The 17,081-nt window shown below is 40.4% G+C and carries 11 protein-coding genes; 7 read left to right on the forward strand and 4 right to left on the reverse strand.

All coding sequences use genetic code 11. The features are described 5' to 3' along the window. Positions 1 to 184: hypothetical protein (locus ACNQGH_RS08685; protein ID WP_417955589.1), on the forward strand; the 184-nt coding region annotated here is incomplete at its 5' end. 35 nt (positions 185 to 219) lie between these two features. On the opposite strand, the gene ACNQGH_RS08690 is transcribed toward ACNQGH_RS08685, so the two are convergent. Beyond that, entirely contained in the window at positions 220 to 498 is a 279-nt protein-coding gene (locus ACNQGH_RS08690) for a helix-turn-helix domain-containing protein (RefSeq protein WP_417955590.1), read from the reverse strand. A gap of 820 nt (positions 499 to 1,318) precedes the next feature. Here ACNQGH_RS08690 and ACNQGH_RS08695 point away from each other — a divergent pair. The 4 genes from ACNQGH_RS08695 to ACNQGH_RS08710 are packed head-to-tail and all read left to right on the forward strand — an operon-like array spanning position 1,319 to position 11,280. After that, positions 1,319 to 4,342, forward strand: coding sequence for a SusC/RagA family TonB-linked outer membrane protein (locus ACNQGH_RS08695; RefSeq protein WP_417955591.1), 3,024 nt, complete (start codon positions 1,319 to 1,321; stop codon positions 4,340 to 4,342). 11 nt (positions 4,343 to 4,353) lie between these two features. Then, positions 4,354 to 5,838 carry a RagB/SusD family nutrient uptake outer membrane protein gene (locus ACNQGH_RS08700; RefSeq protein WP_417955592.1) on the forward strand — a complete coding sequence of 495 codons (1,485 nt, stop codon included), beginning with the start codon at positions 4,354 to 4,356 and terminating at the stop codon, positions 5,836 to 5,838. 11 nt (positions 5,839 to 5,849) lie between these two features. Next, entirely contained in the window at positions 5,850 to 8,558 is a 2,709-nt protein-coding gene (locus tag ACNQGH_RS08705) for a prolyl oligopeptidase family serine peptidase (RefSeq protein WP_417955593.1), read from the forward strand. Positions 8,559 to 8,568: 10 nt separating this feature from the next. Continuing rightward, positions 8,569 to 11,280 (forward strand): S9 family peptidase, encoded by a 2,712-nt coding sequence (locus ACNQGH_RS08710; RefSeq protein ID WP_417955594.1) that lies wholly within the window; start codon positions 8,569 to 8,571, stop codon positions 11,278 to 11,280. A gap of 191 nt (positions 11,281 to 11,471) precedes the next feature. Here ACNQGH_RS08710 and ACNQGH_RS08715 read toward each other — a convergent pair whose 3' ends face one another. Further along, complete coding sequence (locus ACNQGH_RS08715) at positions 11,472 to 12,212, reverse strand: tyrosine-protein phosphatase (protein ID WP_417955595.1); 741 nt, start codon at positions 12,210 to 12,212, stop codon at positions 11,472 to 11,474. A gap of 441 nt (positions 12,213 to 12,653) precedes the next feature. Between ACNQGH_RS08715 and ACNQGH_RS08720 the strand changes: the two genes are divergently transcribed. Further along, complete coding sequence (locus tag ACNQGH_RS08720; RefSeq protein ID WP_417955776.1) at positions 12,654 to 13,169, forward strand: NADPH-dependent FMN reductase; 516 nt, start codon at positions 12,654 to 12,656, stop codon at positions 13,167 to 13,169. A gap of 281 nt (positions 13,170 to 13,450) precedes the next feature. After that, the gene (locus ACNQGH_RS08725) at positions 13,451 to 14,974 is read left to right on the forward strand and encodes an ArnT family glycosyltransferase (protein ID WP_417955596.1); all 1,524 of its coding nucleotides are present in this window, start codon (positions 13,451 to 13,453) and stop codon (positions 14,972 to 14,974) included. A gap of 139 nt (positions 14,975 to 15,113) precedes the next feature. Here ACNQGH_RS08725 and ACNQGH_RS08730 read toward each other — a convergent pair whose 3' ends face one another. Both ACNQGH_RS08730 and ACNQGH_RS08735 read right to left on the reverse strand, forming a co-directional pair. Then, positions 15,114 to 15,290, reverse strand: coding sequence for a histone H1 (locus ACNQGH_RS08730; protein WP_417955597.1), 177 nt, complete (start codon positions 15,288 to 15,290; stop codon positions 15,114 to 15,116). Between the two features lie 168 nt (positions 15,291 to 15,458). Then, complete coding sequence (locus ACNQGH_RS08735; RefSeq protein ID WP_417955599.1) at positions 15,459 to 17,057, reverse strand: PAS domain S-box protein; 1,599 nt, start codon at positions 17,055 to 17,057, stop codon at positions 15,459 to 15,461. Between the last annotated feature and the right edge of the window lie 24 nt (positions 17,058 to 17,081).

A 17,081-nucleotide genomic window follows, 5' to 3' on the forward strand; every position in this document is an offset into this window, starting at 1 on the left:
CACCAATTGGTTCTTCAAAGCCCCGACTACTCAATATAGTTGGGGTTTATACATTTCAACCAGAATTCCGGCAGGGATAGTATTCACCATTGAGGTGCTAGGTTTTACCGCTGCAATAGTAAAGTTAGCTATTTGGTTCTACTTTTTGTATGTATTTGAATTCCGGTTTAAACTGGACAGGTGATTGCGGAATGCACAGTAAGTCTGCATCTCAGCATCTTACGTATTTATATCTGTTATTTTTAATACTTTGTCAACTTCTTCAACTCGTTTAAAAAACTCAGATACTGAGATTTTATAATATTCACACAATTCATAGAGAGTACTGACAGTCATATTCTGATTTCCTGTTTCATTCCGGCCAATATGAATTGACAAATCTTTATTCGCTTTTATATTGTTTGCTACTTGCTCTTGAGTCAATCCAGTTTTCGCACGAAGTTCTTTTAAAACTTGCTTTACTGCAGTTAGTAATCTTTGATTTTTTATCTGTTCCATAGTATTTCAAATTGAATCAGAAAAATATTTTCACACAATGACGTATTTGTCATTTTATTTTTTATCTTTATGCCCACATTCTATTAGAATTAATATTATTTTTGCGATTCTTCATATAAAATATTTGAAGCATTCGCTTTGAATCTCGTTTTCAAAAACTGGTAATTTTTAAACGCTCGAGATGATAAGTAAGATGCTCACGTCCATGGCGTGGGCTCACTTATTCGTGCGTAGGGTATACCAGTACCTTGAAAGCGATATAAGCTGAGTTCTGCGCCATTTTTTTATTCTTTTGGCTCAATACTCTCTTACATTCTTAGCACCGCTTCTTCATTTTTCATAGTCTCGCAGCAGTTCAACCCGCTAAAATCAGCATGCCTATGAGTAAAATGCACTACGCACCTAAAACACGTAACGCTTAGCGTTAACAGTGGTTTCAACCAGTAAACTGCATCAATCCCATCAAGAAAAAAGCATTTTCTTAGCTGGTAGTAAACACTTATGCCTAAACGAAACTAAAAACGATGCCCGAAAACTTTAAAAACCGCCTATGATATAAGTTATTCATAACTATAAAACACCTGCACCGAAAAGGTACTTTGAACACCTAGTTAATTTAATTTGAATTTGTTAATAAAGGTGCAGGTTATTTATTCTTACCTAACAACTATAAACTAACCATACCCCCCTCGCCTATGACAAAATAAAGACTTAGCGCCTTCATGGCAAATCACAAAAAAAGGCCCTCTAACATGCCGGCAAGCTGAACTAGAGGACCAGCGCTAACAAAACTAACGTTTCATTTAACTATTCCAATATTATGAAAAATTTTTCATTTTACAAGGGTGGTTCGGCTTTTTGGTACCTGATTCTTATCGGGTTCTCCCTTAGCTACACCCCAGCTCCAGCAAAAACCACACTGAGGCAACTGCAGTCCTTACCACAGCAAAGCCAAATCAGTGGCACCATCACCGATGGCACCAGTCCCCTACCTGGGGTTACCATTACCATAAAGGGTCAATCAAAAACTGTAGTCTCTGACTTCGATGGTAAATTTACCATAACAGCGTCCTCCACCGACATTCTTATTTTCAGGTATATGGACTTTAAGACGCTGACAGTTCCTGTTGACGGTCGCTCCATACTAAATATTCGGATGCAGGAAGACGCCACGGCGCTGCAGGAGGTCAAAATAAATGCAGGTTACTATTCTGTCAGAGAAAGCGAACGCACAGGAAGCATCGCTAAAATTTCGGCGGCTGCCATCGAGAAACAACCCGTCACTAATGTATTGGCTGCGATGCAGGGTAGCATGGCCGGCGTGAACATCACACAGGAAACTGGTATTGCAGGCGGAGGATTTTCAATACAAATACGTGGACAAAACAGTTTACGAACTGTTGGAAATGACCCATTATACATCATAGACGGTGTACCCTATTCCTCGGAAGCCATCGGAAACAGCATTACTTCTTTCGTGCTTTCCAAAGCGTCAAGTCCGCTGAACAGTATCAATCCCGAGTCCGTTGAAAGTATTGAAGTGCTCAAAGACGCAGATGCTACGGCCATTTATGGTTCCAGAGGGGCCAATGGTGTGGTATTGATTACCACTAAAAAAGGCAAAGAGGGCAAGGCAAAGTTTACCGCCAACTTTTCGTGTGGACTCGGTCAAATCACCCGGTACATGGATTTGATGAACACTCAGCAATATGTGCAAATGCGAAAAGAAGCCTATGCCAATGACGGTATCAGCGTGTATCCTTCCAATGCGTACGACCTCAATGGCAAATGGGACGGGAGCAGGTATACCAACTGGCAAAAAATTTTGATCGGCGGGACAGCTGATTTTACCAGTGCTGGCGCTTCAGTTTCCGGGGGCAATGCGCAAACGCAGTTCCTGATGAACGGAAATTATTCAAAGCAAACCACAGTGCTGCCGGGTGATTTCAGTTACCATAAAAAGGGGGTGCTGCTGAATCTGAATCATGAATCTGAAAATAAAAAATTCAGGCTTACTTTTTCCGGTGGCTACACCCTGCAGGATAATGACCAGCCCTCCATTGACTTCACCCGGGAAGCAAGAACCATTGCACCCAATGCTCCTACACTTTATGATGATCAAGGCAACTTAAACTGGAAGTTTTTCAATAACCCGCTTCGGAATCTGGAAGGAAAGTTCAAAGCCAAAACCAATGACCTTATCGCCAATACATTGATTTCCTATCAGCTGATGGATGGACTGGAACTAAAATCCAGTTTTGGATTTACCGATTTACATCATGTGGAAACCAGTACCTCCCCATCCACCATATACAATCCTGCCTTTGGCTTTGGCAGTGAATCATCAACGATTTATATCGATCATACCCAGCGGCAGTCCTGGATAGTGGAACCGCAGTTGAACTGGCGAAAAGGATTGGGCAATGCAAAAATAGAAGTGCTGTTAGGAAGTACGTTCCAGCAGCAAAAAGGCAACCAACTGGTGCAGCAGGGAACCGGGTTCTCCAGTAACAGTCTGATCTATAACTTGGCCTCCACTTCAACCATTGCTGTACTGAGTGCCATGGAAAGTGTCTATCGCTATCAGGCTTTTTTTGGCCGTGCTAATTTCAATTGGCAGGGCAGGTATATCCTGAACCTTACCGGACGCAGGGACGGTTCGAGCCGCTTCGGACCAGGAAATCAATTTTCCAATTTTGGCGCCATTGGCGGGGCGTGGCTCTTCTCCAAAGAAGCTTTGCTGGATCCTAATAGCTTTTTAAGTTTTGGAAAGCTCCGGGCCAGCTATGGTACCAGCGGTAATGATCAAATTGGCGATTACCAGTATCTGGATACCTATGCTTCTTCCGGGATCAGTTATCAGGGAACTATTGGTTTAGACCCCACGCGACTCTTCAATCCTGATTTTGGCTGGGAATCCAACAAAAAACTAGAAATCGCATTAGAAACCGGTTTGCTCCGTGACCGATTGTTTTTCACCGCTGCCTGGTACCGCAACCGCTCTTCCAATCAGTTGGTTGGCACTCCTCTGCCGGCAACCACCGGCTTCACCTCCGTACAGGCGAACCTGAATGCCACTGTCCAAAACAGCGGCGTGGAATTGACGCTGCGGACCGTTAATTTCCAAAAGGCTTCCTTTAGCTGGACTACCAGCCTGAACCTCACTGTGGCCCGTAACAAACTGCTGTCCTTTGCGGATTTGGAAAGCTCCACCTACAGCGGTCAGTTTGTCATTGGAAAGGCTTTGAACATCCAAAAGGTGTATCACCTGACAGACGTCAATCCACAAACGGGCATCTACCGCTTTGAAGATGTGAACCAGGACGGTAAAATCACCCCTGCCGATGACAAACAGACGGTAAAAGATCTCAATCCTGAGTATTACGGAGGGATTCAAAATCAACTCCAATACAAAGAATTGCAATTGGACTTCCTGTTCCAGTTTGTCAAGCAGCAGAATTGGAATGCCGTGAGTATGTTTGGGGTTCCCGGCACCAGATCCAACCAACTGGCCGATGTGGCCAATCACTGGCGGACAGCGGGAGATCTGGCTACCTATCAGGGCTATACCTCCGGAACCAATTCCAATAGGGTTCAGGCCTATTTCAATTATACGATGAGTGATGCTGCCATTACCGATGCTTCTTATATCCGCCTGAAAAACATTTCATTATCCTATACGATACCCGAAAAATGGTTGAAAAGTGTGCAGTGCCGGCTATCGGTTCAGGGGCAGAACCTGCTGACTTTTACCCGGTACAAAGGAGCCGATCCTGAATTTAAGGCCGTGGGATATTTACCGCCTTTGAAAGTGTTGACCACCGGAGTACAGCTAACCTTTTAACTTTTAAGAAAATGAAAAAAAATAACACTTCTAACAGCGCTCCTATTAACAGCACTTCTATTAACAGTACTCCTACTGCTTACGGACGCATGCCCTTTTGGGATTGTAACGGGATACTATTTAAAGCAGCACTGCTTGTATTGGTAGGATTTGCAAGTCTTGTGCCAGTGGCCTGCGACAATTTTGTAGACGTAGCGCTTCCTGATTCGCAGCTGACAGCTCCGGCGGTTTTTGAGGATAAGGCCACAGCCAATGCGGCCATGGTGGCTGTCTATGCCAAAATTCGGGAGAATGGATTGTTAAGCGGAACCCCGTCGGGACTGTCCCACCAGCTAGGCAACTACACCGATGAACTCACTTATTTTGGCAATCCCTTAAATAACTCACTGGATTTTTATAACAATACCCTGCTTGCTTCGGATCATGGCTTGGCTGATTTGTGGAACAGCAGCTACAACCAGATTTATGCCGCCAATGCGGTACTGCAAGGGGTACAACAATCAACAACCTTACCCCAGGCTACTAAAAATGAGTTTATGGGCGAGGCGGTGTTTGTAAGGGCGTTGCTTCACTTTTATCTGGTCAATCTCTATGGCGCGATTCCCTATGTCACCTCGACAAATTACAAGCTGAATAGTGTAGTATCGAAAAAACCGGTAAACGAGGTATATGCCTTGATCAAAAATGATTTAAACCAGGCGATTAGTTTACTTCCGCAGGACTACAGTACAGATGAAAGGGTACGCCCCAATAAAGCAACTGCTCAGGCCTTACTGGCCCGATTGAATCTCTACACAGGCGCCTGGCAGGAAGCTTCGAACCAGGCCTCGGCAGTACTGGACAACACCGATTTATATTCTTGGAACGACCTTTTGGATCTGGAATTTCTTAAAGAAAGTACCGCGACCATCTGGCAACTAGCCCCCGGTTTAGAGGGTAAAAATACGGAAGAAGCCATTACATTTATTTTCACTTTGGGTCCTCCTCCCTTATCGGCATTAAGCGATGCCTTTGTGGCTTCCTTTGAGGCCAATGACCTGCGAAAAAGCCATTGGATTGGCACAGTGACTTCGGGTTTGTCCGCCTGGTATTATCCCAATAAGTATAAGGAATCCGAATTTACAGCAAGTTCGGTGGAATATTCAATCCTTTTTCGACTGGCAGAAATGTACCTGATCCGTGCAGAGGCCAGGGCACATCAGGGAGACCTGATTGGTGCCCGGGAAGATTTGAATAAAGTGCGGTCCAGGGCCGGGCTTGGCGATACGCCCGCCACTACCGCTGAGCAAATTATAGCGGCGGTCCTGCAGGAAAGGCGCTTTGAATTCTTTACCGAACTGGGGCACCGTTTTTTTGATTTGAAAAGAACCAATACCATTGATGCGGTATTGGCTCCCCTAAAACTAGGCTGGGATGCAAAGGACAGCCTGCTGCCCATTCCCGCTTCAGAAATTTTACTCAATCCTAATTTAGGTCCGCAAAACCCGGGTTATTAAATCTATATCACATGAAACAGTATCACACTGCCCCGACACCTTTTTTATTTTTGTATTTCCTCCGATCTTTCGGTTTTTTATTTATTTTGTTAGCTGCCTGCCCCGTTATGGGGCAGGTTAAACAAAAAAAGCAACTTACCGCTGCAGACTATCACTTGTGGAGTACGCTTTCGGCCCATAAAATCTCGGATAAGGGAAAATGGACCAGTTACTCGCTCAGTTATGAAAGCGGTGCAGATACCCTTTTCCTCAAAAGTACCAGTGGAAAAGCTACCTATGCCTGTCCCAAAGGATACAATGATGCTTTTAACGCAGAGCGATGGTTCGCCTGTCAGACAACCGAAAACACACTGCAATTGCGAAATTTAAGTACCAACAGCGTAGAAGAAATTCCCAATGTAAAACGCTATGCCTTTTCTTCCAATGGGAAATACCTGGTTCTGTTGCTTAGCACCGCAGCTGGGCAGCCCAATATGATTGTCCGTGATCTCGGAAGCAACAAATTACTTGCCATCAATAACGTGAACAAATGGCTGATGAACCCTGCTGGAAATGCCCTGGTTTATTTTACCGTTTCAAAAAAACAGTCTTCAGCCGGTCTTTTATTTTTAGAAGAAGAGGGTATTAAGACTGCTGCAATCATCGATACAACAGACTGCCGGTTTACCAATCCCATGTGGCAGGCAGAGGGAAAAGCAATTGCTTTTTTAAAAGAACCGATTGCTGCCAAAACGGATGTACCATTAAAAAACCAGTTATTGTTTTATACTTTGGCCGAGAAGCAGCTGTATACTTTGGATGCCCAAGCAAATAAAAACATACCCTCGGTTATGAATATAGCCGTTAGTCCGTGGATTGGCATTACCATTTCTAAAGACTGCAAAAGAGTCATTTTTGGGATACAAAAAGAAATCTCCGACGCCCCGGTTGATCCATTGGCGGTACAAATATGGAAAACGGAAGACAAGAGTACCTATGCGGAACGCAATATACTTGGACCCCGCGATCTTTTTCCCCATACTTATGTCTGGTGGCCACAAACGGATCGCATTGCACAACTTAGCGATGCTACGTTTACCGAGGTGATGTTAAATGGTACCCAAACCCATGCTGTAACCTCCGATTTTCTGGCCTACGAGCCCCAGTTCAAAATGAATAGCGACAGGGATTATTATATAACCTCCATGGAAACAGGGAAGAAAAAATTAGTAATACAAAAGCATTTTTTTGAAAGCGATATCTTAATGTCCCCGGGTGGGCGCTATATTTCTTATTTTAAAGACAGACACTGGTGGGTATATGATATTTTGAAAGACATACACAAAAAGGTCACCGCTTCAATAACAACACCTTTAGACAATATTCATCATGATATTAGTGAAGTTGCTCAGGCCTATGGCAATCCGGGATGGACCGCTGACGACAAGTCATTTATTTTCTATGATTCCCATGATATCTGGGAAATGGCTCCCGATGGCTCTAAAGCAACACGGCTTACTAATGGCAGGGAAAATCATATGGTATTTAGGATCAGCGAACAGAATGAACTGCAAAAACGACAAGGTAATTACAGTGGTTTTACCAGTGGTCTTATTGATTTGGACAGCCCCTTATTACTAGAAGCCAAGGTAGATGATTTTAGTCAATCCGGTTATTATGTATGGCAGCGCTTTAAAGGCCTGCAGCCTTTAATCTATGAGGGGGCAGGAATTAACAGGATGTTAAAAGCACCAAAAGCTACAGTCTATCAATACGTGCGACAAAAGTTTGACAGTGCACCGGCACTGATGTTAAAAAATGGGAACCAGGGCAAATCAACGCTGGTATTCGAAAGTAATCCACAGCAGCACCAGTACCATTGGGGCACCGCGCGGCTTATTGATTATGTAAATGCCCAGGGCAAACCGCTCAAAGGAATGCTTCACTATCCTGCTAATTATCAGGCTGATAAAAAATACCCGATGATCGTGCATATTTACGAGCGTGTTACACACCATTTATTCGACTATAGCAATCCCACAGAATACATTAGAGATGGATTCAATATAACCAATCTGACCAGTCAGGGCTATTTTGTATTAAGTCCTGATATTACCTATACAATTGGCAATCCGGGGATTTCTGCGACGGATTGTGTTACGGCAGCCACTACCGCCGCTTTAGCGACGGCTAGCATAGATCCAAAAAAAATAGGTTTGATCGGACATTCCTTTGGAGGTTATGAAACCGACTTTATTATTACCCAAACGGATATGTTTGCTGCCGCTATTGCTGGGGCTGCCATTACTGATATGACCAGCACTTATCTTTATTCAGGCCTGAGCCCAGGTAAACCAGATGTCTGGCGTTTCGAATCCCAGCAAATGCGCATGAAAAAATCATTATTTGAAGATCAAGAGGGTTATGATCGCAATTCACCTGTTTTGCAGGCGGCAAAGATTAACACTCCCTTACTGGCATGGAACGGAACGGAAGACCATCAGGTGCCGTACTATCAAAGTACGGAATTGTATGTGGCGCTGCGAAGATTGCAAAAAAGGCACATCCTGCTGGTGTATCCAAACGAAGGGCATGATCTGACGAATCCGGTGAACCAAAAAGATCTTACCCACCGAATGGAGGATTGGTTTGGCTATTATCTGAAGGATGAGAAGTTGGCTCCCTGGATGCTCCCTGACGGTCAAAACGAAGTGAAGTTAAAGCAACTGTCTAAAAATTAAAAACAACCCTATGAAACAGTATAACATTGCCCCAGTACGGCTTTTATTTTTGTATTTGCTCCGATCTTTTGGTTTTTTGTTTATTTTGTTAGCTGCCTGCCCCGTTATGGGGCAGGTTCAACAAAAAAAGCAACTTACCGCTGCAGACTATCACTTGTGGAGCACGCTTTCGGCGCATAAAATCTCGGAGAAGGGAAAGTGGACCAGTTACTCGCTCAGTTATGAAAGCGGTGCAGATACCCTGTTCCTTAAAAGCACCAGTGGAAAGGCCACCTATGCTTATCCCAAAGCATATAATGATGCTTTTAACGCAGAGCGATGGTTCGCCTGTCAAACAATCGAAAACACACTGCGATTGCGAAATTTAAGTACCAATAACGTGGAGGAAATTCCCAATGTAAAACGCTATGCCTTTTCTTCCAATGGGAAATACCTGGTTCTGTTGCTTACTACAGCAGCTGGGCAGCCCAATATGATTGTTCGGGACCTGAAAAGCAACAAATTGTATACCATCAATAACGTGAACAAATGGTTGCTAAACCCTGACGGAAATGCCCTGGTTTATTTTACCGCTTCAAAAAAACAGTCTTCAGCCGGTCTTTTGTTTTTAGAAGAAGAGGGCATTAAGACTGTTGCAATCATCGATACAACAGACTGCCGTTTCACCAATCCCATGTGGCAGGCAGAGGGAAAAGCGATTGCTTTTTTAAAAGAACCGGTCACCCAGGCCAAAGCGGATGTGCCGTTAAAAAACCAGTTGCTGTTTTATAGTTTGACCAATCTGCACCTGTATACTTTGGATGCCCAGGCAAACAAAAACATTCCTTCGGCCATGAATATAGCCATTAGTCCCTGGATTGGCATTACTATTTCTAAAGACTGCAAAAGAGTCATTTTCGGGATACAAAAAGAAGTCTCCGACACGCCGGTTGATCCCTTGGCGGTACAAATATGGAAAACGGAAGACAAAAGCCCGTATCTGGAACGCAACATAATTGGACCCCGCGATCTTTTTCCCCATACTTATGTCTGGTGGCCACAAACGGATCGCATTGCACAACTTAGCGATGCTACGTTTACCGAAGTGATGTTAAATGGTACCCAAACCCATGCCGTTACCTCTGATCTTCTTGCCTATGAACCCCAGTTCAAAATGAATAGCGACAGGGATTATTATATAACAGATATGACAACAGGCCTGAAAAAATTAGTGTTACAAAAGCATTTTTATGAAAGCGATATCCTAATGTCCCCGGGTGGGCGCTATATTTCTTATTTTAAAGACAAAAACTGGTGGGTATATGATATTGCCAGGGATTCTCATGTAGCTATTTCTGCAAAATTACATGTGCCTTTGGACAATATAGATCATGACAAGGGGGATGTTGCCCCCGCTTATGGCAATCCGGGATGGACGAAAGACGACAAGTCATTTATTCTTTACGATTCCCATGATATCTGGGAAATGGCTCCGGACGGCTCTAAAGCAACACGGCTTACTAACGGCAGGGAAAATCATTTGGTGTTTCGGATCAGTGAACAAAATGAACTGCAAAAACGACAAGGTAATTACGGTGGTTTTACCAGTGGCACTATTGACTTGGACAGCCCATTATTACTAGAAGCCATGGCTGATGATTTTAGTCAGTCCGGTTATTATGTATGGCAGCGCTTTAAAGGGCTGCAACCTTTAGTCTATGAAAAGGCAGGAATTAACGCGATGCTAAAAGCACCAAAAGCTACAGTCTATTTATATATGCAACAAAAGTTTGATCAATCTCCTGCCCTTATGCTAAAAAACGCAAATGAAGGCACGGCAAAAATGTTTTACCAGAGCAATCCACAACAGCAACAATACCATTGGGGCACTGCGCGTCTTATTGATTATGTAAATGCCCAGGGCAAACCGCTCAAAGGAATACTTCACTATCCCGCGAACTATCAGCCCGAAAAAAAATATCCAATGATCGTTCATATTTACGAGCGCCTTTCAAAATATCTCTATGAGTATACTAATCCCTCAGAATTCATGAGAGATGGATTCAATATCACTAATCTGACAAGCCAGGGTTATTTTGTATTAAGTCCCGATATTGCCTATACAATTGGAAATCCTGGAATTTCTGCAGCGGATTGTGTTACGGCAGCCACTACCGCCGCTTTGGCAACGGCTAACATAGACCTTAAGAAAATAGGTTTGATTGGACATTCTTTTGGAGGATATGAGACCGATTTTATTATTACTCAAACGAGTATGTTTGTGGCCGCTATTGCAGGTGCTGCCTGGACTGATTTGACCAGCACGTATCTATATCCGGGTTTAAATGTAGGAAAACCAGATATTTGGCGTTTCGAAAACCACCAACTACGAATAAAAAAAACACTGTTTGAAGATCAGCAGAGCTACGACCGAAATTCACCTGTTTTACAGGCGGCAAAGATCAACACACCCTTGTTGGGCTGGAATGGATCAGAAGACCGTCAGATTGCTTATTATCAAAGTACAGAATTGTATGTGGCCCTGAGAAGATTACAAAAAAGACATATACTGTTAGTGTATCCACAGGAAGGACATGACCTGGTTAACCCGCTGAATCAAAAAGATCTTACCCATCGAATGGAGGATTGGTTTGCCTACTATCTCAAGGATGAGAAGTTAGCTACCTGGATGCTCCCCGATGGTCAAAATGAAGTGAAGTTAAACCAGTTATCCAAAAACTAAAAATAACAATGCAGTTCCTTTTTGGGGAACTGCATTGCTTTTCATTGAAAAACAGGCTCATCTAATTGTTACGGTGCATTGTAATGTCCAAGAATTTGGAGATTCTTTAGCAAACGCTGTGAAGCTGGAACTGAGACAAGCTGGACCTGCACCAGGGCTACAATCGAAGTGAGCATAAAACACACTCTATTTTATCCAAATTTAAAAAACTGATTGTTGTCAATGGCCTCTTTCAGCGGTGTTATGTCTTTTAGCTTTACTCTTTGGTGAAAAGATGCAATATGATTGTTGTGATGCACGTCAGAGCCTACATAGTTGTACAATCCTTTTTGTAGCAATTGCTCAGCAATTTTTGCAATTTCCGGACCGTAATATCCAACAACCGATAATAAATTTAACTGAAACAAACAACCAGCTCTTTTTAGTTTTAGATACTCATTAAAATTATGATGGTAAAATAAATAGCGTTCCGGATGTGCTAAAACGGGAACATATCCTGCCACCTGCAAGTCAAATAATATGGAATACAACTGAATGGGAGCATTGCTATATGACATTTCTACCAATACATAATTGTCTTTAAGCGTCAATAAATCATGAGATTGAAGAAGTCTCACAAACTGATCGTCCATCATATACTCAGCAGCGGCTTTAAAAGGGACAGCAATCTCTAGTTTCTTTAGTTCCGATACCGTTGTTGTGGCATTGGATAGAATTTGTTCATAGCTATTGTCCCAGACATACTGAATAATGTGTGGGGTGGTAATAAACTGCGAAATTCCAAAACCTTGAAGTGCCTTGGTTAGTCGTAGGGTGTCTTCAAAAGTTCTGGCACCATCATCGATACCCGGCAAAAGATGCGAGTGAATATCGATATGGTTGTCCGGAATTAAATCCTTAAGTACGGGTTTTGATTTGAATAGTGAAAACATAAGAGCTAAGATAAAGAAAAGTATTGAGTGTTGCGTTATCAGCGTTGCGTTCAGATTTGGATCAAATTTGAATCAGATTATGGTTTAAGTAGAGGGGGTAGGTAATAAGGGTTGTGCTGTTGTTTTCTTGTGCAGTCTAAAAGACCTTTTTTTTATTTCATAGCCATACGAATACTGATCAATTTGAAATTAATGTTTATCAAAAAACGGAGTTTTTGATTTCATGCTAAAAGAGGCAATCTTATATTTTCTATATTTGAGGTGTAGAATGGTGAGTATTCCGGGGCAAACTGGACAAGAATAGTAGGGAATACTAATACAGTGGCTACTCTTCCTATAGGAATTGTTGATAATAATTACAACGAATTTTATTAGGTGGAAAAGATTTTGTTGCTATGAAAAAAGAACTATGACGAAAAAAAGAAAAACATATTTGCAATAATTGGAAGTGCAAGTTCAAATTCCACAAACCTAAAACTTGTTGAAACTATCGCAAATTTGATAGGTAATGAATTTAATGTGATAATTTTTGACGCATTAAAATCACTTCCCCACTTTGATCCAGAGCTTTCAACGGACAAGCCGCCAAAAGCAATTGTTAAATTTAGAAATGCGATTGAAAAAGCAGACGGGATAATTATTTGTACTCCTGAATATGTATTTAGCATCCCAAGTGGGCTTAAAAATGCTATTGAATGGTGTATTTCGACAACTGTGTTTTCAGAAAAGCCAAGTGGGCTTATTACAGCTTCTGCAAGTGGACAAAAAGGACATGAAGAATTACAACTGATAATGAAAACTGTAATGGCAAAATTTACAGATGAAACGACTCTTCTTATACCAGGGATTAAAGGAAAAATCGACAAACAGGGGCAAATAATTGATACAATGGCAGTAGAAAATTTGGCGAAATTCATAGAACGATTTAAAGCTCTTATAGAAAATAATAGCCACTAAGATTAGAACTGTTAAGCAACTATTTTAAGAATTGATGAGGCTACTCTATAAAATAGCGACGAAGATTTTAAAACAGATACGTTCTGTTTGCTATAAAATCGGCGAAGTATGATGATTCTCTAAGGAAATTTTGGGTTTTGGGAAAGCGGGGCTTTAAAGCTAAACTGAAACTTTCTTTTGTATATTTGACTTGGATGAAAACAGAAAGTGAAGTAAAAACTTTCTACCTGCTTAAAGCTTGGGGAACCTAATGCTAATTTTAACAGAGACCAGAGAATTCAATGACAAGAAAATCAATAGTCTTACTAGGATTTATAATTGTAAAGTTCGTATTGCAATATGTTTTAATAAGTCCAGAGTATGAATTGCAAAGAGACGAATTTTTACATCTTGATCAGGCACATCATTTAGCTTGGGGTTATATATCGGTTCCGCCTGTCACTTCCTGGATTTCCAGTATCATCTTTTTTTTGGGTAATTCTTTATTTTGGATTCGGTTTTTTCCAGCATTGTTTGGTGCGTTGACACTAGTTGTGGTTTGGAAAGCCATCGAGGAATTGAGAGGCGACATCTTTGCCTTGGTATTGGGAGCGACTTGTGTATTATTTTCAGCTCTTTTACGATTGAACGGATTGTACCAGCCCAATTCATTAGATGCTCTTTGTTGGACCACCTTTTGTTTTATTTTAATTAAATATGCTAATACTGAAAATCCCAAATGGTTTTATATAGGTATGGTGGTTTTAGCTTTTGGCTTTTTGAATAAGTATACTATTGTCTTTTTGTTAGCTGGACTTTTTCCAGCTCTTTTATTGACCAAGCGATCCGTTTTTATGGATAAACATTTCTATATGTCGATCGTATTGTTCGTATTGCTCATTTTACCAAACCTACTATGGCAGTACAACAACAACTTCCCTGTTTACCATCATATGCAACAATTATCAGAAACACAGTTGGTGAATGTAAACCGTTGGGATTTTCTAAAAGATCAATTATTCTTCTATATTGGGTCTTTGTTTGTGATTTTTGCAGGTTTATACGCTTTACTGTTTTATCCGGCATTCAAAAAATATAAATTTTTCTTTTGGACATTGTGTTTTACGCTATTGATTTTTATCTATTTAAAAGCAAAAAGTTATTATGCTATGGGTTTGTATCCTATTTACATTGCCTTTGGTGCCGTTTATCTGGAAAGTATTTTAAAATTGGATTGGAAAAAATATTTGCAGACAATAGCCATCACAATTCCTGTGTTTTTTTTCATACCGATGTACAAAATTATGTTTCCCAATAAAAGTCCAAACTATATTGTAAATCATTCTGAGCCTTATAAAAAGTATGGTTTACTGCGTTGGGAAGATGGTAAAGACCATGCATTGCCGCAAGATTATGCAGATATGTTGGGTTGGAAAGAATTGGCACATAAGATAGACTCGATTGACAGAACGCTACCTGTCGGTGAGCAGACGCTTATTCTTTGTGACAACTACGGCCAAGCTGGAGCAATCAATTATTATAAAAAAAATAAAAATGTTACTGCTCTTTCTTTCAGTGCAGATTATATTGATTGGTTTCCACTGGATAAAAAATACGTGAATTTAATTCGGGTAAAAACATTTGAAAGTGAAAACAATGAATTAAAAGAAACAGGTCCTTTTTTTAATAAATCATATAGGGCAGCATCGATAACAAATACGTTTGCCAGAGAATTTGGAACTACCATTTTTGTTTTTGAAAAGGCAAAAATGGATATTAATCAAAGATTAAAAAAAGAAATTGAGGATGAGAAAAACTATCGCTAATGCAGGTAACTCTTGTCTTTACTTCAACCAAAATTTAAATCGGAACAAAACAAAAATAAAACAACCTCGTTTAAGTCTTTTAAACGAGGTTGTTTGCTTCCTATTGAGTGATTAGAGCACTCAATACTATTAAATGAATTTATTTTTTAGATTCTTCTACAGAAACTTTTCTAAACTCCTTTAATAGTTTCTCTAGATCCAAAGTGGATTTACGTGCTCTTGTTCCTGCTGCTTTGTTTCCTTTTTCGATGTGTAATTCAGATTCTGTTTTGAATGTCTCGATTTCGGCTGTGATTTTTGCGAATAAATCTTTCATAATAATACTATATATTAAATTAGGGTGTAAAAATAAAAGTTTGCTGATTATATATAACTAATTTACTGTTAAAATTATTGTTATTTTTTCAAGAATAGTTGTGGACGTAGTTCAAAAGAACACTATGGTCTCTTTGAAGAAAGTAAATCTGGGGGCATAAAATTTTGACTAACTTAAATCCATGGCCTCCGTTTTACTCGAAATATCGTGAATAATTGAATCTAATTCGGTACTGGAATTCACAAAATGATTTACCCATTCTTTAAATTCTGCGCTGTTTAATTCTGTTGCTTTTAATTCATCTACTATTCCCATCATTCTTGATAAAGGTGCCCGGACGATATGCGATTGAATCCAGGCTATTTCTCTTAGCTTTTTATTCTGATCCTCGATTGCATTTATGTGTTTTACATGCTCTGTAATATCCTGCATTGCGCCTATTAAGCGTACAGCCTTCCCATCCTTATCACGTATAATTAAACCCTTATCGTTCACAAAAGCATATTGGCCGTCAGCTTTTAAAAACCTAAAATCTTGTTCCCAATAAAAATCATCCGGATTGTTAAATACGATGTCTAATGATTCCTTTATTCTAATAAAGTCTTCGGGGTGAATTAGTTTTGTCCAATTTAAATAATTGCTATTTATATTTTCAAGATCATATCCGAATAATGTTTTAAAGCCTTCCGGAGTTCGAATTATTTCCCCGGTAGTAATATTCCAGTCCCAAATAGCATCATTAGTGGCTTTGGCCACTAAATTATATCTTTCATTGCTTTGCAGTATTGCTTCTTCAGCTCGATTGCGTTCTGTGATATCATAAAAAGTTGCTACAGTGCCAATGATAGTACCCTCTTTTATAATAGAAAAGGACCAGTATTCTACGGGAAATGAAATTCCGCTACTGTGCCAAAAAACTTCGTCTAAAACATGGGCCCCATTTGAATCATAAAGTGCTTTGTAAATACAACATTCTTCTGTAGGATACGGTGAGCCGTCAGCCCGAGTGTGATGAACCAGCGTATGAGCATGTTTTCCCAGTAAATCTTCTTCTCTTTCATATCCTAACATTCTTAAACTTGCCGCATTGGCAAATGTAAAATTCCCATCTAAATCTACTCCGTAGATGCCTTGAGCGGTATTGTTTAACAGTAATTTCAATTCATGTTCACTGCCTTTTAATTTTTGCTCCGCTTGATTTCGTTCCTCTTCTTTAAGAGTTGCTTCCAGTGAAAATGCAATATTCTCAGTTATATTCTCGTACAGTTGCACTTCTTCCTGAGTTGAAAAAAAGTTGACTTTATTTGAGTATAAATTAAATACACCTATAGTTTTTCCTCGAACTTTAATTGGTACTGCAATAGATGAAAAATATCCCCGTTGTAACGCTTCATGGCGCCAAGCCCCAATTGAAAGATCAGCTGCGATATCATTACAAACTACTGTTTTTTCTTCTATAATGGCTTGAGCGGAAGGTTCATTTTCAAAGGGATTGTTTTCCGTTGCATTTTTTATTACTGTCAGATATCCGTCTTCAAATCCATTCCAACAAACAGGATAGACAGTTTTAGCTTCTTCCTTTATTAAACTGATCCAGCACATTCTAAAGTTGCCATACGTAGTTGTAATTTCACAAACCTCTTCAAACAGTTTATTGTGGGGCTGAATTCGTATTATTAAATTATTTATTTTATTAGTCAGCGTGAGCAGCCGATTGATTTTTTTCAGCGATTTAGTATCGTTTTTATTGTTGGCGGTATTGTTCATGATTTAATATATGATGATCATTCC

The sequence above is a fragment of the Flavobacterium kochi genome (assembly GCF_048286715.1).
GTDB lineage: Bacteria > Bacteroidota > Bacteroidia > Flavobacteriales > Flavobacteriaceae > Flavobacterium.

Excerpts from the sequence above, each read along its gene's own strand:
- ACNQGH_RS08710 (WP_417955594.1), top strand. The coding sequence starts at position 8,569 with ATGAAACAGTATAACATTGCCCCAGTACGGCTTTTATTTTTGTATTTG.
- ACNQGH_RS08690 (WP_417955590.1), bottom strand. The coding sequence starts at position 498 with ATGGAACAGATAAAAAATCAAAGATTACTAACTGCAGTAAAGCAAGTT.
- ACNQGH_RS08700 (WP_417955592.1), top strand. The coding sequence starts at position 4,354 with ATGAAAAAAAATAACACTTCTAACAGCGCTCCTATTAACAGCACTTCT.
- ACNQGH_RS08705 (WP_417955593.1), top strand. The coding sequence starts at position 5,850 with ATGAAACAGTATCACACTGCCCCGACACCTTTTTTATTTTTGTATTTC.
- ACNQGH_RS08715 (WP_417955595.1), bottom strand. The coding sequence starts at position 12,212 with ATGTTTTCACTATTCAAATCAAAACCCGTACTTAAGGATTTAATTCCG.
- ACNQGH_RS08730 (WP_417955597.1), bottom strand. The coding sequence starts at position 15,290 with ATGAAAGATTTATTCGCAAAAATCACAGCCGAAATCGAGACATTCAAA.
- ACNQGH_RS08725 (WP_417955596.1), top strand. The coding sequence starts at position 13,451 with ATGACAAGAAAATCAATAGTCTTACTAGGATTTATAATTGTAAAGTTC.
- ACNQGH_RS08695 (WP_417955591.1), top strand. The coding sequence starts at position 1,319 with ATGAAAAATTTTTCATTTTACAAGGGTGGTTCGGCTTTTTGGTACCTG.
- ACNQGH_RS08735 (WP_417955599.1), bottom strand. The coding sequence starts at position 17,057 with ATGAACAATACCGCCAACAATAAAAACGATACTAAATCGCTGAAAAAA.